Here is a 17455-nt window from a genome sequence, read left to right on the forward strand (position 1 = left end):
GAAATTACTGGCAAGGAGGTGCCCGAATGCGCGTCAGGGTGGTGGTCGGGGCGCCGGGCGCTGAAGGAGCATGCTCGGCCTCACTGCGCCACGGCGGACCTGATGCGACCGACGGCGGCGTCGACGCCCGTCCAGGCCGGCTTGTCCGGGGCAAATTGCTGACGGAGATAGGCGACGAGTTCGGCGAGCTGGACGTCGCTGAGATGCTCCTTGAACGCCGGCATGTAGCCGAGGTCGGACGAGGCCGGCTTCATGATCCCGTGCAGGATCACCTGGATCAGATTGTCGGGGGTGGCGCTGTGCAGGTTGCTGTTCAGCGCCAGCGAAGGCCGGCTGCCGAACAATGGCAGGCCGCCGACCTCGTGACAGACCGCGCAGGCGCCGAGATAGAGCCGTGCCGCCGGAGACGGCGTCGAGGTCACCTTGGTGCGCGCTTCCAACTCCGCGGCCATCGCCTCCAGCTTCGCTGCCGCGGGCGAGGGCGTCTGGAACGAGGCGAGATAGATCGCCATGGTCCGAATGTCGGCATCGGGCAGCGTCGCGAGATCCTTGACGATCGGTGCCATCGGACCGGCGGCCACGCCATGGAAGCGCGACTGACCGGAGCGGAGATAAGTGTAGAGCTCGTCCTCGGTCCACGGGATCGGGGCACTCGAGAGCGAGGTCAGCGCTGGGGCTTCCCAGCCATCGGCGAAGCCGCCAGCGAGATATGCGTTGCGTTGCTCGGCGCCGAGCGCGTTGCGCGGCGAGTGACAGGCGCTGCAATGGCCGAGGCTTTCGACGAGATAGAAGCCGCGATTCCACTGCTCTGATCGTGTTGGATCACGCCTGAACGGCTGCGTGTCGTGAAACAGTGCATTCCACCCGGCGACCAGCGGCCGCAGGTTGAACGGGAAGCGCAGCGCGTTGTCCGGCGCCTGCTGTCGGACCGGTGCCTGTGCCATCAGGTAGGCGTACAGCGCCTGCAGGTCGGCATCATCGGTTCGTGCGAAATGCGTGTAGGGGAACGCCGGATAGAGCTGCCGGCCGTCGCGATGCACGCCCTCGCGCATCGCGCGCTCGAAGGCGGGATAGGACCAGGCGCCGATCCCGGTCTCGTCGTCGGGCGTGATATTGGTGCTGAACAGCGTGCCGAACGGCGTCTCCAGTGCGCGGCCGCCGGCATTGATCAGGCCGCCATCCGCGGTATGGCAGACCGCGCAATTGCCGAGCGCCGCGAGCGCCTCCCCGCGCGCGATCGTCGCAGCGGAATAGACCGAGGGATCGGGGCGGGTGATCGGCGCGATGGCGCGCCAGGGCAGCACGGCGGCGGCGACGCCGATCGCCGCGGCGCAGGCCGCGACGGCGGTGGCGATCACGCCGCCCCGCTTGGCAAAGGGCTTGAGCCACGTGGTCGCCGGTCTTTCGGGGGCGGGCAGCGACTGCGGCGCCGGCGTCTCCACCCGTTCGCCGCGCAGTCCTTTCAGGATGCGCTCCGGCGTGAATGGCGGCTCGCGGAAGCGGACGCCGGTGGCGTCGTAGATCGCATTGGCGATCGCGGCGGCGCTTGGCACGGACGCGGACTCGCCGACGCCGAGCGGCGGCTGATCCGGTCGCGGCAGCATCAGCACGTCGATCTCAGGCACGTCGGGGAAGGTGATGATCGGATAGGCGCCCCATTCCCGCGCCGCGACCTTGCCGCGCGCAAACGGAATCTCCTCCATCAGCGCCCGGCTGGTGGATTGGATGACGTTGCCTTCGATCTGGTGGCGTACCCCGTCCGGATTGATCATCAGGCCGGAGTCCTGGCCTGCGATCACCCGCGTGACGCTGACATCGCCGGTCGTCGTATTCACGGCGACATCGGCGATCCAGGCCGACCATGCCGCGCCGTAGCCGGGAAACTTGCTGTGGACGTAGAGCGCGTAGGCGAAGCCGCGGCCATGGACGACGCCGTTCTCGGGCGTCTTCTCTTCCCGCACGGGGCGCGGCGTCCAGCCGGCGCGTTCGGCCACGGCGTTCACGAGATCACGCGCGCGCTCGTCTTTCAGATAGCGCAGCCGGTATTCGATCGGGTCGACGCCGGCCTCCGCAGCGAGCTCGTCGATATAGGACTCGTGCGCGAAGGTATTGGGCAGCGCCGAGACGCCGCGGATCCAGGAGGCGCGCACGATCGGCGGCATGTCATGCGCTGTGATGCGCATATGGTCGTAATCATAAGGCGGAATCGCGGTGCGGTCGCCCATCTCGAACACGGCGGGCTCCGGCGCGATGCGGCCGGTGAGCAGCAAGGCCAGCGTCGGCGCGCCGTTCGAGGGATAGCGCGTGGCGAATTCATAGGCCGCAACCGAACCGTCGGCATTGAGGCCGCCATTGACGTCCATCAGCTGCGCGGTGCCTTTGGGCTCCCACAGATGCTCCTGCTCGCGCGTCAGCTGCACGCGCACCGGGCGGCCGACCGCACGCGCCAGCAGCAGCGCATCGGCCGTGACATCGTCGGCGCAGTTGCGGCCATAGCAGCCGGCGGCCTCCAGCCGGACCAGCTCGATGTGATCCTCTGGACAGTCGATCAGCATGGCGAGATCGCCGCGCAGGATGTGCGGATTCTGCGTGCCGGAATAAATGCGGATCTGCCCGTCGCGATAGTCGGCGACAGCGCAGGACGGCCCGATCGAGCCGTGCATCTGATAGGGCCAGAGATAGGTCCTCCGCATCGGCTTGGCGGCGTCGGCGATGGCGGCGTCGACATCGCCCTTGTCGAGCAGCCGGCGCGGAGCGGACGGATTGGCTCGCAGCGCGTTCTCGACATCGTCGAGATCGCGCAAGGTCGGCACCGGCCTCCAATTCACCTCGAGGCGCTCGGCAGCCAGGATCGCGTTCTCCTCGCGCTCGGCGACGACGCCGATGAAATCGCCGATGACGACGACGTCGACCAGACCCGGGATGTCGCGGATCGAGTCTCTGTCGACGCCGAGAAGGCTGGTGCCGATGAAGGGACCGGCATCGACGCCGGCATAGGGTGGGCGCACGACGCGGCCGTGCAGCATGCCGGGCACGCGCACGTCATGTACGTAGGTGAGCTCGCCGGTCGCCTTCGCCGGCAGATCGACGCGCGGCACCGAGCGGCCGACGACCTGATAGTCGTTCACCGACTTGACGATGATATCGTCGGCGAGCGCGAGGCTGATCGTCTCATCGCCGATCAGTTCGCCATAGCTGAGGACGCGGTTGTTGGGCCCGCGGATCAGCCCGTCCTCGACCGTCAAATCCTGAACGTCGAGGCCGAGCTGCGTGGCCGCTCGCGCCAAGAGGAAGGCGCGCGCCTGCGCCGCCGCCTTGCGCAGGGGTACGGCGGTGATCTGAATTGTCTCGCTGGCGATGGTCGCGCCCTGGTTCGGCACGACCGCGGTGTCACCGAGCACGACCACGACGCGGGCGAAGGAGACGTCGAGCTCTTCTGCAACGATCTGTCCCAGCGCGGTGCGGATGCCGGTGCCGAGATCGACATGGCCGTTGAAGGCCGAGACCTCGCCTGCCGCCGTGATCCGGATGAAGGTTTCGAACCGGCCATTGTTGCCGGCCATGGGACGCTCGACGACCAGCCAGCCGCGAGGCATGTCTTCGTCCTTTGTGAGGCGATCGTTCATCAGTCCAGCGCCTCGAGCGTGTGGCCGGCCGCCCGCATCGCCGCGCGGAGGATCTCGACATGGGCGCCGCAGCGGCAGAGATTGTAGCGCAGCGCCTGCTTGATCTCGTCGCGTGACGGATCGGGCTTGATCGCCAGCAGCGCCTTGGTCGTCATGATCATGCCGTTGAGACAATAGCCGCATTGCGCGGCCTGCTCGGCGATGAAGGCCTGCTGCACCGGATCGGGCGCCTCGCGCGAGCCCAGCCCTTCCAGCGTGGTGACATCGCGGCCGATGCAGCCTTCCACCGGAATGACGCAGGAGCGGGCGGCGCGGCCGTCGATCAGCACGGTGCAGGCGCCGCATTCACCCAGGCCGCAGCCGTATTTCGGGCCGTTCAGGGCGAGGTCGTTGCGCAGCACATGAAGCAGGGGCGTGCCGGGCGCGGCGGCGACGTCGTACGCCCGTCCGTTCACGGTCAGCCGAATCGTTGCTGGCGTCATGCCCTTCTGTCGTCCGCTATGCTATCGTTAACGAGGATGCGATGGCGATCGCTCCGAGCGTATCGTTTGTGTACTAACATGCAAGTGCCACGTTTTGCGCTGCAGCGTATGCACGATTTGTCGTCATTGTGCAGGGCAAACTGATCGTTTATCCGGCAATCGTGCTTTTCGTTCGCGGTGGCGCTTGACAGTCGGCGGAGGGGCGCGACATCATTCGTGTACGAACGAATTGCCGCGGCGTGTGGACGTTTGCCGCCAGCTCCGCTTCAAGATAGGCTTCTCTGCATGGTGACCGAAACGGCGAGCGACGGTGCCGCGGACAAGATCCGCTGCGATGCCTGTCCGGTGATGTGCTACATCAAGCCGGGCGCGGCAGGTGCCTGCGACCGTTATGCCAATCAGGACGGTGTGCTGGTGCGCGTCGATCCGCATATCCTGCTGGAGCGCACGGTGTCGCATGGCGGCAAGCTGGTGCCGTTCCAGGCGAGCGGCGACTGGGACGGCAAGATCGTGCATCAGCCCGAGCTGTTCGTTACCGCGATCGGCGCCGGCACCACCTATCCGGACTACAAGCCGGCGCCGTTCATCGTGTCGTCGGTGGTCGATGGCGTCGACATGGTCACGGTCGTGACCGAGGGCATCTTCAGCTATTGCGGCGTCAAGGTGAAGATCGACACCGACCGCTATCTCGGACCGGAAGCGGCGACGGTGCGCGTCGACGGCGAGGCGGTCGGTCACGTCACGACCAGCGAATACGGCTCGCAGATGCTGTCGCTCGGCGGCGTGCATCATCTCACCGGCGGCTCCAAGAAGGAGGGGCGTGTCACCTGTGACGCGCTGATGGACCTCAGTAACCGCAAAGCCGTGGAACTCGTGGTCGACGGGGGCTCCAGCGTGATCGTGCAGGCGGGGCAGCCGCCGATCGTCAACGGCGTCAAGGAAGAGCGCATGCGCGTCGGCTGCGGCTCGGCCACGATCGGCATGTTCGCCAAGCAATGGCAGGGCAAGGTCGACGAGGTCGTCGTGGTCGATGATCACATCACCGGCGTTCTGTCGGAGCACCAGGCCGGCAAGCTGCTCGACATTCCCGCGACAGGCATCAAGATGAAGGGACGTCGCTCCACGCCGGGCCGCTACTTCCAGGTGGCGCAGCCCGGAACCGGCTGGGGCGGCACCGACATCTCCGATCCGCTGTCGATCCTCGGGCCATTCGATCCCAAGACGGCGAAGCCGGGAACGACGCTGCTGATGGTGTCCACGACAGGCGAGCATGCCGGATACTACGTACTCGACGAGATGCTCAGGCCGGTGCAGCGCGAGATGCCGCCGGAGCTGCAGTTCTCGGTCGAGCGCATCCAGGAGAACTGCGAGCCGGCGCTGTGCACCGTGCTGTTCATGGCCGGTGCCGGCGGCTCGCTGCGTGCTGGCGTCACCGACAATCCGGTGCGGCTGACGCGCTCGGTCAAGGATACGCTGACGCGGGTGACGAGCGGCGGTGCGCCGGTCTATGTCTGGCCGGGCGGCGGCATCACCTATATGGTCGACGTGACCCAGATGCCGGCCGGCGCCTTCGGCTATGTGCCGACGCCTGCGATCGTCGCGCCGATCGAGTTCACGCTGAGACTATCGGATTATGCGGCGCTCGGCGGGCACATGGACTACGTCCAGCCGCTCGCTTCGCTGAAGGATGTCAGCAAGGACATTCGCCAATTGCCGTGGCCGAGGCCGGGCTCATGAGCCGGCGGCCACAGATCGCCTTGTTGCCCGACCGGCGGCTGCATCTGCAGGACGGGCCGATCGATCTGATCATCGGCGCAGATGCGGCCGATGGCGATATTGGTGCGGCCTATCGTGCGGCGGCCGAGCGTTTCACGGGGCTGCTCGACGAGCTGTGTGCGGAACTGTCCGTGCTGCGCAGAGGGGCCGATCAGGATCGCTGCCCGTTGAAGGGCGTCGTCGCGCAGCGGATGCATGCCGCCGTGGTGCCGTTTGCGCGCGAGATGTTCATCACGCCGATGGCGGCTGTCGCGGGTAGTGTCGCCGAGGAGATTCTCGGCGCAATGCGCGGCGCGGCGAAGCTGACGCGGGCTTATGTCAACAATGGTGGTGACATCGCACTCCATCTGCGGGATGGCGCCACCTTCAGCGTCGGGCTGATGGACCGTCCCGACGGCGCGGGCGTGATGCGGAGGATGACGCTTCGTGCTGCCGACGCGATCGGCGGTGTCGCCACATCGGGCCGCCACGGTCGCAGCTTCTCGCTGGGCATTGCCGATGCGGTGACGGTGCTCGCGCGTAGCGCAGCGCAGGCCGATGCGGCTGCGACGGTGATCGGCAACGCGGTCGACCTTCCGGGGCATCCGGCCGTGCTTCGCCGACCCGCGTGCGAGTTGCAACCGGATAGCGATCTCGGTGACCGCCTCGTCACATGCGAGGTCGGAGAGCTTCCTGATGCCGAGATTGCCGAAGCGCTGGCCGCGGGCGAGCATCGTGGGCAGTCGCTGCTGTCGGCCGGTCTGATCGAAGGCGCTGTTCTGCAGCTCCGCGGCAACATTCGCGTTGTCGGTCCGCGCGCGGTCGAGATCGTTCGTCGGCCGCAGTTGCGGGCGGCGGCGGCGTGAGGTTTGATGCATGATGTGCCAGAATACGAAGGGTCGACGATGAGCGCCGTCATCAGAAAGATCGTGACCGTGGTCGAGGAAGTCCATCAGGAGATGGGCCGGACCGTGTCGCCGCCGACGCGGCGGGCTGCGGCAGTGGCGGTGATCGAGAATCCGTTTGCCGGCCGCTATGTCGAGGACCTGTCGCCGCTGATCGCGATCGGCGAGGAGCTCGGCGAGATGCTGGCCAAGCGCGCGGTTGCCGCGCTCGGCATCGAGGGTCCGGCCGCGCACAGCTATGGCAAGGCGGCGGCCGTCGGCAGCGATGGCGAGCTGGAGCATGCGGCCGCGATCCTGCATCCGAAGATGGGGGCGCCGGTGCGCAAGGTGCTCGGCAAGGGCGCGGCGCTGATCCCCTCGTCGAAGAAGCGCGGCGGCGTTGGCTGCACGCTCGACATTCCGCTCGGCCACAAAGATGCGGCCTTCGTGCGCAGTCATTTCGACGGCATGGAGGTGCAGATCAACGACGCGCCACGCGCCAATGAGATCATGGTCGCGCTCGCGGTCACCGACAGCGGCCGTCCGCTGCCGCGCGTCGGCGGGCTTACGGTCGCCGAGATCAAGGGCGAGGACGGTCTACGCTAATTCGACTCAACATGGAGGCTGAAGGGATGCGACGGAGAACGATGCTTGCGGCAGGCCTGGGCCTTGCCGTCGCGGGACTGACGAGCGCGGCGCGCGCCGAGGACGTCATCAAGATCGGCGAGATCAACAGCTATTCGCTGCTGCCGGCGTTCACCGAGCCTTATCGCAAGGGCTGGCAGCTTGCGGTCGAGGAGGTCAATGCAGCCGGCGGCATCAACGGCAAGAAGCTCGTCGTCGTCTCCAAGGACGACAGCGGCAAGCCGGCCGATGCGCAGACCGCAGCCAACGAGCTGGTGTCGAGCGAGAACGTCGCGATGCTCGCCGGTACGTTCCTGTCGAACATTGGCCTCGCCGTCAGCGACTTCGCCAACCAGAAGAAGGTGTTCTTCCTGGCGGCCGAGCCGCTGACCGACGCCATCACCTGGGCGAAGGGCAACAAATACACCTTCCGCCTGCGTCCGTCGAACTACATGCAGGCGGCGATGCTGGTGGAGGAGGCTGCCAAGCTTCCCGCCAAGCGATGGGCCACCATTGCGCCGAACTACGAATATGGCCAGTCGGCCGTCGCGGTGTTCAAGAAGCTCTTGTCGGAGAAACGGCCCGACATCCAGTGGGTGGACGAGCAGTGGCCGCCGCAGGGCAAGATCGACGCCGGTCCGGTGGCGCAGGCCGTCGCCGCCGCCAATCCGGAGGCGATCCTCAACGTCACCTTCGGCGCCGATCTCGTGAAGCTGGTCCGCGAAGGCAACACCCGCGGCCTGTTCAAAGACCGCAAGGTCGTCAGCTTCCTGACCGGCGAGCCGGAATATCTGGATCCGCTCAAGGAGGAGACGCCCGAGGGCTGGATCGTCACCGGCTATCCCTGGTACTCGATCAAGACGCCCGAGCACGACGCGTTCCTGAAGGCGTATCAGGCCAAGTACAACGACTATCCGCGGCTCGGCTCGATCGTCGGCTACCAGACCATCAAGTCGGCGGCCGCCATTCTCGCCAAGGCCGGCTCGACCGATACCGACAAGCTGATCGCCGCGGCCGAGGGACTGTCCGTGCCGTCGCCCTTCGGTGAAATCACGTTCCGTAAGATCGACCACCAGTCGACGCTCGGCGCTTACGTCGGCAAGACCGCGCTGAAGGACGGCAAGGGCATCATGGTCGACACCGTCTACCGCAAGGGCTCGGACTATCTGCCTGGTGACGCGGAAGTCGGCAAGCTCCGGCCGAAGGACTGATCCACACGATCCTGCTTCTCCCTCTCCCGCAGGGGGAGAGCGGGCGGGGTGAGGGAATACGACGCCTGATCTACAGGTTCGGGCCGAGATCCCTCACCCCACGCTTGCTCGTCAGCTCTCTGAAGGAGCGCCCGAGCGCAAATGCGGCTCATCGATTCGACGATCTCCTCACGCGGACCGCCCATGGCCTTCTACTTCGTCCAGTTCCTGACCGGCCTTGCCAGTGCAGCCTCGCTGTTCCTGGTGGCGTCGGGACTGTCGATCATCTTCGGCGTCACCCGCATCGTGAATTTCGCCCATGGCGCGTTCTACATGCTCGGCGCCTATGTGGCCTTTTCGCTCACTGAGAGGCTGTCCGGTCCGCTCGGCTTCTGGGGCGGCATCGTCGTGGCGGCGCTCGTGGTCGCGGCCATCGGCGTGCTCGTCGAGATCGTGCTGCTGCGCCGGATCTATCACGCGCCGGAGCTGTTCCAGTTGCTCGCGACCTTCGGCTTGACCCTGATGGTCGAGGATCTCGTCGTGCTGATCTGGGGACCGGATGATCTGGTCGGCCGCCGCGCGCCGGGATTGAAAGGTGCGGTCGACTTCTTCGGTCAGAACATCCCGAGCTACGACCTGTTCCTGATCGCGCTCGGTCCGATCGTGCTCGGTGTGCTCTGGTTGCTGTTCCAGCGGACTCGCTGGGGCATCCTGGTGCGCGCGGCGACGCAGGACCGCGACATGGTCGCGGCGCTCGGGGTCAATCAGAAGTGGCTGTTCACCTCGGTGTTCGCCGTCGGCGTCTTCCTCGCCGCGCTCGGCGGCGCGCTGCAGATCCCGCGCGACGCGGTCCATCACGCGATGGATCTGCGCATCATCGTCGAGGTGTTCGTGGTCGTCGTGATCGGCGGCCTCGGCAGCATCCTCGGCGCCTTCGTTGCCGCGGTTCTGGTCTCGGAGCTCAATGCCTTCGGCATTCTCATCTTCCCCACGATCTCGCTGATCCTCGTGTTCCTGGTGATGGCCGTCGTGCTGGTCGTGCGGCCCTGGGGCCTGTTCGGCAAGAAGGAGGCGCCGGCGCGGCGCACACCCGGTCTCACCGTCATTCCCTGGCGTCCGCTGAGCTCGGTCGAGCGGCTGGCGTCTCTCGTCGCGCTGGCGCTGGCGGCGATGCTGCCTTTCATCGCCGGCAACTACGCGCTGACCGTCGGCGCCGAGATCGCGATCTTCGTGATCTTCGCGGCGTCGCTGCATTTCCTGATGGCGGTCGGCGGCCTCGCCTCGTTTGGTCATGCCGCCTATTTCGGCCTCGGCGCTTACGGCGTCGCCTTCCTCGCGAAGATGGCGGGGCTGCCGATGATCGCCTGCCTCTTGCTGGGGCCGCTGCTCGGCGCGCTTGGTGCGGCCGTGTTCGGCGCCTTCGCCGTCCAGCTTTCGGGCGTGTATTTCGCGATGCTGACGCTCGCATTCGCACAGATCGTGTGGTCGATCGCGTTCCAGTGGGTTGCGGTGACCGGCGGCGACAACGGCATTCTCGGGCTCTGGCCGGAGAAATGGGCCGCGTCGCCGTCGCACTTCTACTGGCTCGCGCTCGGCGTCTCCGCGTTCGTCGTCAGCGTGCTGCGTCTGATCACCTTCTCGCCGTTCGGCTACGCCTTGCGCGGAATGCGCGACTCTCCGCTGCGCAGCGAGTCGATCGGCATCAACGGCAAGCGCATCCAGTGGACGGCGTTCATCATCGCCGGCACGACGGCCGGCCTCGGCGGTGCGCTGTTCGCCTATCTCAAGGGCAGCGTCTTTCCGGACAACATGGGCATCTCGCTGTCGGTCGATGCCCTGGTCATGGTGCTGCTGGGCGGCGTCGAGACGGTGCCCGGCGCGATCTTCGGCGCCATCGTCTACAAGGCGCTCAACATCTGGCTGGTCAGCCAGACCGACTGGTCGAAGCTCGTGCTCGGCATCTTCATCGTGCTGATCGTGGTGGTGTTCCCGAAAGGCATCGTGGGCGTGGTCGAAACCGTCATGCATCGGCGCCGCGCAGCGGCCCCCAAGGGGGCTTCGCTGTCGGCCAAGATGGAGGGCGCACAATGAGTCTCGGCGTGTCGCTGCTCTCCGTCGAAGGCCTGTCGAAATCCTATGGCGGCATTCACGCCGTCCGCAACGTGTCGTTCACGCTGCAGGCCGGCGAGATCCTCGCGCTGATCGGTCCGAACGGCGCCGGCAAGAGCACCTGCTTCGACATGCTCAACGGCCAGAACGTGCCGGACAGCGGCCGCATCACCGTGATGGGGCAGGAGACCACGGGGCGCAAGCCGCGCGAGGTCTGGCGGCTCGGAGTCGGGCGGACCTTCCAGATCACCGCGACCTATCCGACCATGACGGTGCGTGAGAACATCCAGGTCGCGCTGGTCTCGCATCATCGCCGCCTGTTCGATTTCTGGAGCCCGATGCTTGCCATCGAGCGGGACGAAGCAGATCGCCTGCTCGATCTCGTCGGCATGGCCGGCTATGCCGAGCGTCCCTGCGGCGAGCTCGCCTATGGCGACCTCAAGCGGCTGGAGCTCGCGATCGCGCTCGCCAACCAGCCGAAGCTGCTGCTCATGGACGAGCCGACCGCCGGCATGGCGCCGCGCGAGCGCGTCGAGTTGATGCGGCTGACCGCCGGAATCGCGCGTGAGCAGTCGATCGGCGTCCTTTTCACGGAGCACGACATGGACGTGGTGTTCGAGCATGCGGACCGCATTCTCGTGCTCAATCGTGGCAGTCTCATTGCCGAGGGATCGCCAGCCGAGGTGCGGGCCAATCGCGAGGTGCAGGCGATCTATCTCGGCGAAGGCCTGCTGTATGATGCCGATCATCGCGAGGGAGCTCCGGCATGAAGCTGTCCGTCGCCAATCTCAACAGCCACTACGGTCCTGCGCATATCCTGTTCGACATCGGCCTCGAGGTCGGCGAGGGCGAGGTGGTGGCACTGCTCGGGCGCAACGGCGCCGGCAAATCGACGACCTTCCGCTCGATCGTCGGCCTGGTCGAGCTGCGCGAAGGCCAGATCATGTTCGAGGGCAAGGACATCTCGTCCGCGCCGACCCATGAGATCGTCCGTGCCGGCCTCGGCTATGTTCCGGAAGAGCGCAGAATCTTCACCGAGCTGACGGTGGAGGAGAATCTCGAGGTCGGGCGCCAGAAGCCGCGGCCCAATGCCCCGCAATGGACCCGCGAGAAGTTGTATCAGCTGTTTCCAAATCTCGGCGAGATGAAGAGTCGCCCGGGCGGCCGCATGAGCGGTGGTGAGCAGCAGATGCTGACCATCGCCCGCACGCTGATGGGCAATCCGTCGCTGGTCCTGCTCGATGAGCCCTCGGAAGGCTTGTCGCCGAAGATCGTGGAGCAGATGGTCGATGCGATCCTGACCATGAAGAAGGAAGGCGTCTCGCTGGTCGTCTCCGAGCAGAACCTGCATTTCGCGAAGCTGATCTCTGACCGCGCCTACATCATCGAGCGCGGTCGCATCTGCTTCTCCGGCACCATGGCCGAGCTCGACGCGCGGCCCGACATCCGCGACGCGCATCTGTCGATCTGAGGCGAGGAAAGATATGGCCAAGAGCGCCCCGCTGAAGCGGTCGACAAAAGCGGCGACCAAGACGACGCCGAAGCCACAGGCCAAGCAAGCCGCGAAGGCTGCGCCAAAGCCGGCCCGCACGGCCTATGTGCTGGACGACCAGATCGGCTTCATCCTGCGGCAGGTGTGGCAGCGCCACACCATGATCTTCGCGCGCGACATCGGCAGCAACCTGACGCCGACGCAATGGGCGGCGCTGTCGAAGCTCGTCGAGACCGGACCGTGCTCTCAGAACCAGCTCGGACGGTTCACGGCGATGGATGTCGCGACCATCAAGGGCGTGATCGATCGGCTGACGGCGCGCGGTCTCACTGAAACCAGCCCGGACCCGCAGGATGGTCGCAGGCTGTTAGTCAGCCTGACCCGCGCCGGCCAGCAGCTCGCGGAGAAGACCGCACCGCTCGCGCTGGCGATCTCCAAGGAGACACTGGCGCCGCTCGATGCGAAGGAACGCGAGACGCTGCTGTCGCTGTTGAACAGGCTGCGGTAGTCGCCACGAGCGCAGGTCGTGTAGGGTAGGCAAAGACGCATTCGCGTAGCGAATACGTCGTGCCCACCATCTATGCTGCGACGAAGACGCTGGGTGCGTCGCACACGGCGCTGGCGCGTCGCGCGCGCCTTTGCCCAACCTTGCTACGCAATCTTCATCAAACTCACGGCGTCATTGCGAGGCGCCCTTGCGCCGAAGCAATCCAGAGCTTCACATGCGGCCCTGGATTGCTTCGCTGCGCTCGCAATGACGGCGGAGAAAGCCGGTCGATCCTATTTCGCCACGATCTCCGGGATCTTCGTCGCCGGCGGCGTGTTGCGGCTGCGCTGGGTGCGGACGATGCCGTCGATGATGGTCATGCCGATGCCCGGGAGGTCGCCGAGCTGGACGCTGTCGAGCAGCGTCTTGGCCGGCGAGTGCTGCGCCTTGTCCATGATGACGAAATCGGCGGAGCGGCCGATTTCGATCAGGCCGCAGTCGAGCTCGCGCATCCGCGCGGTGTTGCCGGTGGCGAAGCAGAACGCGATCTCGGCCGGCACGTCGCCGAGCGAGGACAGCAGCGACACCATGCGCAGGATGCCGAGCGGCTGCACGCCGGAGCCGGCCGGCGCGTCGGTGCCGAGGATCACGCGGTTGAGCTCGTTCATCTCGCGCGCGGTGCGCAGGGTGAACAGCGCCGAACGCTCGTTGCCGTTGTGCACGAGCTCGAGCCCGGCCTTGCAGCCCTCGCAGATGCAGCGGATCTGGTCGTCGGGCAGGGCGGTGTGGCCGCCATTGATGTGCCCGATGACGTCGGTGCCGGCCTCCAGCACCACGTCCTTGTCGATCAGGCCCGAGCCGGGGATCGACGGACCGCCGGTGTGGATGGTGCTCTGGATGCCGTATTTGCGTGCCCAGCCGACCATCTTGCGTGCGGTGGGGCCATCCTTGACGCCGCCGAGACCGACCTCGCCGAGCAGCTTGACGCCAGCCGCGGCGAGCTCCTTGAAGTCGTCCTCGACCATCTCGCATTCGATCACGGGCGCGCCGGCATGCACCTTCACGCCGCCGGGCCGCAGGGTCCAGAACGCGCGCTGCGCGAAGATCGCCATCGCCTTCAGGCCGACGACGTCGCGCGGACGGCCGGGCATGTGCACCTCGCCGGCGGAGATCATCGTAGTGACGCCGCCATGCAGATAGGAGTCGATCCAGTTGGTCTGGTTCTGCCGCGGCGTCCAGTCGCCGGCGACGGGATGGACGTGGCTGTCGATCAGGCCCGGCGCCACCGTCGTGCCATGAGCATCGACGATGGTCGTCGCGCCTTCGGTGTCGACGTCCTTGAAGCGGCCGATTCCCGTGATCTTGCCGTTCTCGGCGACGATCGTGTCGGCATCCAGGATGGGCCGTTCCAGTGCGCCGGACAGCATCAGGCCGATGTTGCGGATGACCAGCTTGCTGGGACCGGTCGCTTGCGGCGCGTCATGGGCCATCGGGATATCCTTCTCTCCTGGCAAAGAATTTGCGGCAGTTTGCGCCTGCACGCGGCGCAGCATCAAGCCGGTTTCGGTCATTCGTACACGAATGATCAGGGCCGGCAAGCTGCGGCCTGCACGAAGATTTGGCGCGGGTTGCCTACCCTTCAGACACAGCGCGGGCCCTATGAGTGCGGCTTCGGTCCTGTGTTCGACATTCCCGTGCCCTGTGCTTGTGGCGGTGGTCTACGCGCTGGTGATGAACCGCACCCCTGGACGTTGCTGCCGCAATCCGGCATCACCTCGTGCGATTCTTTTGCGACGTCGGTGACGGCAATGAGCGACGACCTTCATACGATCAGCGCGGGCGGCATCACTGCCGCGGTCAAGGCTGATGGCGCCGAGCTGTGCTCGTTGAAGACCGGCGGGGGCCTGGAGTTGCTCTGGCAGGCCGGAGCCGTCTGGCCGCGCCATGCGCCATGGTTGTTTCCGATCGTCGGCCGACTCAAGAATGACCAGCTCCACCACCGCGGCCAAACCTATCCGATGACGCAGCACGGCTTCGCCCGCGACCTCCGCTTCACTTGGCTGGAGCGCGGGGCCGAGTCATGCGTGTTGCAGCTGACCGACGACGAGACGACGCGGGCGTGCTATCCGTTCGCCTTCCGTCTCACGGTGAGCTACCGGATCACCGCTGATGCGCTGGACGTGGCGGTCGAGATCGCCAACCCCGGCGCGGAGGTTCTGCCCGCCTCGTTCGGATGCCATCCCGCCTTCAACTGGCCGCTGCTCCCCGGCCAGCCGAAGGAGAGCTACCGGCTAATTTTTGCAGAGCCGGAGCCGGCGCCGATCCGCCGTCTGACTGGCGGTTTGCTGCGCGAGCGGCCGGAGCCCTCACCGATCGAGGGGCGCGTTCTCCCGTTGAGCGAACGTCTGTTCGACGACGATGCCGTGATCCTCGATCAGCCGGCCAGCCGTTCGGTTCGCCTCGTCGGAACCACAGGACCGGCGCTTGAGTTAACTTGGGATCATTTTCGTCAGCTTGGAATCTGGTCGAAGCCCGGCGGCGTGCCGTTCCTGTGCATCGAGCCGTGGCGCGGTTTCGCCAGTCCGCTCGATTTCGACGGCGAGTTTGCGGCCAAGCCCGGCGTCATGCACATCGCCCCGGACTCTGCAGAGACGCTGCGATGCCGCATCCGGGTCGACGGATTGCTATGACTAATGCTCGCAGCGCCCATTTGCGTGCACAGCGGTAACTGTGACTCGCAGTTTTGGGCCTGGAAATGACGGCGCCGTGACCTACATCAGAGACGAGCGCGGAACTTTGGCTATGATGCGTCGAACGACCGGCGGTTGGTGGGCGCTTTCTCCGAACTGATAACGGTCGATCACCGAACATGATGTGCGGCGTGATGTCAGGCGCTCTTAGCTGGCTCTTGCAGCCGGGCAGCGCTGCGAGTTCGCCATCGGCCGGCGTGCAGAGATCTCGCGGCGGGGCGCGTAAGTGGCGTTACGCGGGGAACGGGAGGATGGGATGGTGTTGAGAGCTGTTATCGGCACGATTACATGCGCCGTGTTGCTCACGGCGAGCGATGCTGTGGCGGGGGCCTATCGGCCGGGCGACTTCCTCAAGCTTGATCTGTCGAAGGCCGTGTTGTCGCCGGAGCCGCTCGGCCCCGAGGCGCATTTCGAACCTGTGCCTATCGAAGCCAAATCAGATCGACCTGCGGTCGCCGTCCGTTCCGCGATCGACCCGGACGAGCGCTCCGGCATCCCGCGCGCCGTCGCCACCCGGCGCGCTCATGGCACCAGGACGGCCGAGCGGCCCCGCGGCGCCGCTCGCACCAAGCTCGTCCATCGGCGCGGCAATCCGCTGGACGCGCAGGCGATGGATACGCGCATCCAGACCTGGCCGTGCCGGCCCGGCAGCGGCGGCATCTGCAACTGGCGCTGAGCAGACAGGCTCGGCGTGCGCCTGCACGCCGGAACCGACCTCCCGACATCTTGATTGAGGTGGATGCCGGCTCGCTTGAACTCGCAAGCGGAGCGACGGCAAGCTGAGCACTTCCCGCCAAGGTCTTGATGTTTCGAGGCTGCCGCCGGCGTTCGCTGGCGAGTGGTTCGCGCGATTCCAGGAGAATTCATGAACGCCATCGACACCCAGGGTATTCGTCTGCCCAAGCTCGGGCTCGGCACCTTTCGCATGCAGGGCACCGTCTGCCGCGAGGCCGTCGAGAGCGCGCTCGCGCTCGGGTACCGCCACATCGATACTGCTGAGATGTACGCCAACGAGGACGCGATCGGTGCTGCACTTGCGGCAACAAATCTGCCGCGCGCCGAATTGCACGTCACCACCAAGGTCTGGCCGGAGAACCTCGCGCCGGACGCGATCCGTCGCGCATTCGACACGAGTCTGAGGAAGCTCAGGCTGGAGTTCGTCGACCTCTATCTCATCCACTGGCCGGCCAAGGGAATGGACCTGCCGGCTGCGCTGGAGACACTGTTGAAGCTGAAGGAGGAGGGGCGCACGCGCGCGGTGGGCGTCGCCAATTTCACCGTCGCGCTGCTGAAGCAGGCGGTCGAGGAGATTCGGGCGCCAGTGGCGTGCAACCAGGTCGAGTATCATGTGATGCTCGATCAGTCGAAGCTGATGGCTTACATGGCGAGCCGGTCAATTCCCCTGGTGGCTTATTGCCCGCTGGCGCAGGGACGCGCCGCCGCCGACGAGACGCTGGGGGCCATCGGCAGGAAGCATGGCGCCAGCGCCGCCCAGGTCGCGCTGAAATGGCTGTTGGACCAGGATGGGGTGGCGGCGATCCCCAAGGCAGCGCGCCCGGAAAGTCAGCGGGCGAACTGGGATGCGACGAAGCTTCAACTCGATGATGAGGATCGTGCCACCATCGCGTCCCTCCCGAAGGACAAGCGCTTCGTCAATCCGGCCTTTGCGCCGGACTGGGATCGCTGACGACCGTGCCATCGGGCCGGGGTGAATGGACCACAGAAAATGGCCCCTTGCGGGGCCATTGCTGCGTCGAAGTCCGCGGATCAGTCGCGCTTGATGATCACGGTGCGGTCATGATGGCGGTGGAGCGGCCGGACATAGTGGTGAGGCCGGTACTCACGATGCATGCGGTATTCGGCGTGGGAGCGATCCCAGCCGTGGTGGTAGTGATGGCCACCACGCTTGATGACCACCGTCTCGGCGTTGGCGATCGACGGTGCCGCGAGAGCGACGACTGCAAGGGAAGCGAGCGCGAGAGCGATTTTCTTCATGTTGTCCTCCAGAATGAAAGTGCGGGATCAACTTGAAGTGTGAAAGAACGTTCCGCAGGAC

At 66.1% G+C, this 17455-nt stretch carries 15 protein-coding genes; 11 read left to right on the plus strand and 4 right to left on the minus strand.

Annotated features, from left to right (window positions below; genetic code table 11):
• Positions 1 to 80: 80 nt before the first annotated feature.
• Together QX124_RS08450 and QX124_RS08455 are read right to left on the minus strand one after the other, a co-directional pair.
• A complete protein-coding gene (locus QX124_RS08450; RefSeq protein ID WP_315796888.1) occupies positions 81 to 3596 on the minus strand; it encodes a molybdopterin cofactor-binding domain-containing protein in 3516 nt (1171 codons plus the stop codon).
• A 29-nt stretch (positions 3597 to 3625) separates the two neighbouring features.
• Complete coding sequence (locus QX124_RS08455) at positions 3626 to 4108, minus strand: (2Fe-2S)-binding protein (protein ID WP_315796889.1); 483 nt, start codon at positions 4106 to 4108, stop codon at positions 3626 to 3628.
• A gap of 285 nt (positions 4109 to 4393) precedes the next feature.
• Between QX124_RS08455 and QX124_RS08460 the strand changes: the two genes are divergently transcribed.
• The 8 genes from QX124_RS08460 (at position 4394) to QX124_RS08495 (ending at position 12670) form a co-directional block, all read left to right on the plus strand.
• On the plus strand, positions 4394 to 5845 hold the full coding sequence (locus tag QX124_RS08460; RefSeq protein WP_315796890.1) for a 6-hydroxynicotinate reductase: 1452 nt from the start codon (positions 4394 to 4396) through the stop codon (positions 5843 to 5845).
• Positions 5842 to 6729, plus strand: a complete 888-nt coding sequence (locus QX124_RS08465; protein ID WP_315796926.1) for a UPF0280 family protein — start codon at positions 5842 to 5844, stop codon at positions 6727 to 6729. The genes QX124_RS08460 and QX124_RS08465 overlap by 4 nt, the downstream gene beginning before the upstream one ends.
• Before the next feature lie 39 nt (positions 6730 to 6768).
• Complete coding sequence (locus QX124_RS08470; RefSeq protein WP_315776216.1) at positions 6769 to 7353, plus strand: amino acid synthesis family protein; 585 nt, start codon at positions 6769 to 6771, stop codon at positions 7351 to 7353.
• A gap of 26 nt (positions 7354 to 7379) precedes the next feature.
• Positions 7380 to 8582, plus strand: coding sequence for an ABC transporter substrate-binding protein (locus tag QX124_RS08475; RefSeq protein ID WP_315796891.1), 1203 nt, complete (start codon positions 7380 to 7382; stop codon positions 8580 to 8582).
• A 183-nt stretch (positions 8583 to 8765) separates the two neighbouring features.
• Positions 8766 to 10652, plus strand: coding sequence for an ABC transporter permease (locus QX124_RS08480; protein ID WP_315796892.1), 1887 nt, complete (start codon positions 8766 to 8768; stop codon positions 10650 to 10652).
• A complete protein-coding gene (locus tag QX124_RS08485) occupies positions 10649 to 11440 on the plus strand; it encodes an ABC transporter ATP-binding protein (protein WP_315740913.1) in 792 nt (263 codons plus the stop codon). The genes QX124_RS08480 and QX124_RS08485 overlap by 4 nt, the downstream gene beginning before the upstream one ends.
• Positions 11437 to 12141 carry an ABC transporter ATP-binding protein gene (locus QX124_RS08490; RefSeq protein WP_315740912.1) on the plus strand — a complete coding sequence of 235 codons (705 nt, stop codon included), beginning with the start codon at positions 11437 to 11439 and terminating at the stop codon, positions 12139 to 12141. Before QX124_RS08485 ends, QX124_RS08490 begins: the two co-directional genes overlap by 4 nt.
• Before the next feature lie 13 nt (positions 12142 to 12154).
• Positions 12155 to 12670, plus strand: a complete 516-nt coding sequence (locus QX124_RS08495; RefSeq protein WP_315796893.1) for a MarR family winged helix-turn-helix transcriptional regulator — start codon at positions 12155 to 12157, stop codon at positions 12668 to 12670.
• A gap of 272 nt (positions 12671 to 12942) precedes the next feature.
• Here the strand turns inward: QX124_RS08495 and QX124_RS08500 are convergent, their stop codons facing one another.
• Positions 12943 to 14139 (minus strand): amidohydrolase family protein, encoded by a 1197-nt coding sequence (locus QX124_RS08500; protein WP_315740910.1) that lies wholly within the window; start codon positions 14137 to 14139, stop codon positions 12943 to 12945.
• 318 nt (positions 14140 to 14457) lie between these two features.
• On the opposite strand from QX124_RS08500, the gene QX124_RS08505 reads away from it, so the two are divergent.
• The 3 genes from QX124_RS08505 to QX124_RS08515 all read left to right on the plus strand — a co-directional run bounded on the left by QX124_RS08505 (position 14458) and on the right by QX124_RS08515 (position 17086).
• Positions 14458 to 15339, plus strand: a complete 882-nt coding sequence (locus QX124_RS08505; protein WP_315796894.1) for an aldose 1-epimerase family protein — start codon at positions 14458 to 14460, stop codon at positions 15337 to 15339.
• A gap of 316 nt (positions 15340 to 15655) precedes the next feature.
• Positions 15656 to 16075 (plus strand): hypothetical protein, encoded by a 420-nt coding sequence (locus tag QX124_RS08510; RefSeq protein WP_315782496.1) that lies wholly within the window; start codon positions 15656 to 15658, stop codon positions 16073 to 16075.
• 189 nt (positions 16076 to 16264) lie between these two features.
• Complete coding sequence (locus tag QX124_RS08515) at positions 16265 to 17086, plus strand: aldo/keto reductase (protein ID WP_315740908.1); 822 nt, start codon at positions 16265 to 16267, stop codon at positions 17084 to 17086.
• Positions 17087 to 17166: 80 nt separating this feature from the next.
• Here QX124_RS08515 and QX124_RS08520 read toward each other — a convergent pair whose 3' ends face one another.
• Positions 17167 to 17394 carry a hypothetical protein gene (locus QX124_RS08520; RefSeq protein WP_315740907.1) on the minus strand — a complete coding sequence of 76 codons (228 nt, stop codon included), beginning with the start codon at positions 17392 to 17394 and terminating at the stop codon, positions 17167 to 17169.
• Between the last annotated feature and the right edge of the window lie 61 nt (positions 17395 to 17455).

The organism is Bradyrhizobium sp. SZCCHNRI3043, from assembly GCF_032377735.1.
In the GTDB taxonomy this organism is placed as follows: domain Bacteria; phylum Pseudomonadota; class Alphaproteobacteria; order Rhizobiales; family Xanthobacteraceae; genus Bradyrhizobium.

Excerpts from the sequence above, each read along its gene's own strand:
- QX124_RS08465 (WP_315796926.1), top strand. The coding sequence starts at position 5,842 with ATGAGCCGGCGGCCACAGATCGCCTTGTTGCCCGACCGGCGGCTGCAT.
- QX124_RS08515 (WP_315740908.1), top strand. The coding sequence starts at position 16,265 with ATGAACGCCATCGACACCCAGGGTATTCGTCTGCCCAAGCTCGGGCTC.
- QX124_RS08520 (WP_315740907.1), bottom strand. The coding sequence starts at position 17,394 with ATGAAGAAAATCGCTCTCGCGCTCGCTTCCCTTGCAGTCGTCGCTCTC.
- QX124_RS08470 (WP_315776216.1), top strand. The coding sequence starts at position 6,769 with ATGAGCGCCGTCATCAGAAAGATCGTGACCGTGGTCGAGGAAGTCCAT.
- QX124_RS08500 (WP_315740910.1), bottom strand. The coding sequence starts at position 14,139 with ATGGCCCATGACGCGCCGCAAGCGACCGGTCCCAGCAAGCTGGTCATC.
- QX124_RS08460 (WP_315796890.1), top strand. The coding sequence starts at position 4,394 with ATGGTGACCGAAACGGCGAGCGACGGTGCCGCGGACAAGATCCGCTGC.
- QX124_RS08475 (WP_315796891.1), top strand. The coding sequence starts at position 7,380 with ATGCGACGGAGAACGATGCTTGCGGCAGGCCTGGGCCTTGCCGTCGCG.
- QX124_RS08495 (WP_315796893.1), top strand. The coding sequence starts at position 12,155 with ATGGCCAAGAGCGCCCCGCTGAAGCGGTCGACAAAAGCGGCGACCAAG.
- QX124_RS08480 (WP_315796892.1), top strand. The coding sequence starts at position 8,766 with ATGGCCTTCTACTTCGTCCAGTTCCTGACCGGCCTTGCCAGTGCAGCC.
- QX124_RS08455 (WP_315796889.1), bottom strand. The coding sequence starts at position 4,108 with ATGACGCCAGCAACGATTCGGCTGACCGTGAACGGACGGGCGTACGAC.
- QX124_RS08510 (WP_315782496.1), top strand. The coding sequence starts at position 15,656 with ATGGTGTTGAGAGCTGTTATCGGCACGATTACATGCGCCGTGTTGCTC.
- QX124_RS08450 (WP_315796888.1), bottom strand. The coding sequence starts at position 3,596 with ATGCCTCGCGGCTGGCTGGTCGTCGAGCGTCCCATGGCCGGCAACAAT.
- QX124_RS08505 (WP_315796894.1), top strand. The coding sequence starts at position 14,458 with ATGAGCGACGACCTTCATACGATCAGCGCGGGCGGCATCACTGCCGCG.
- QX124_RS08490 (WP_315740912.1), top strand. The coding sequence starts at position 11,437 with ATGAAGCTGTCCGTCGCCAATCTCAACAGCCACTACGGTCCTGCGCAT.
- QX124_RS08485 (WP_315740913.1), top strand. The coding sequence starts at position 10,649 with ATGAGTCTCGGCGTGTCGCTGCTCTCCGTCGAAGGCCTGTCGAAATCC.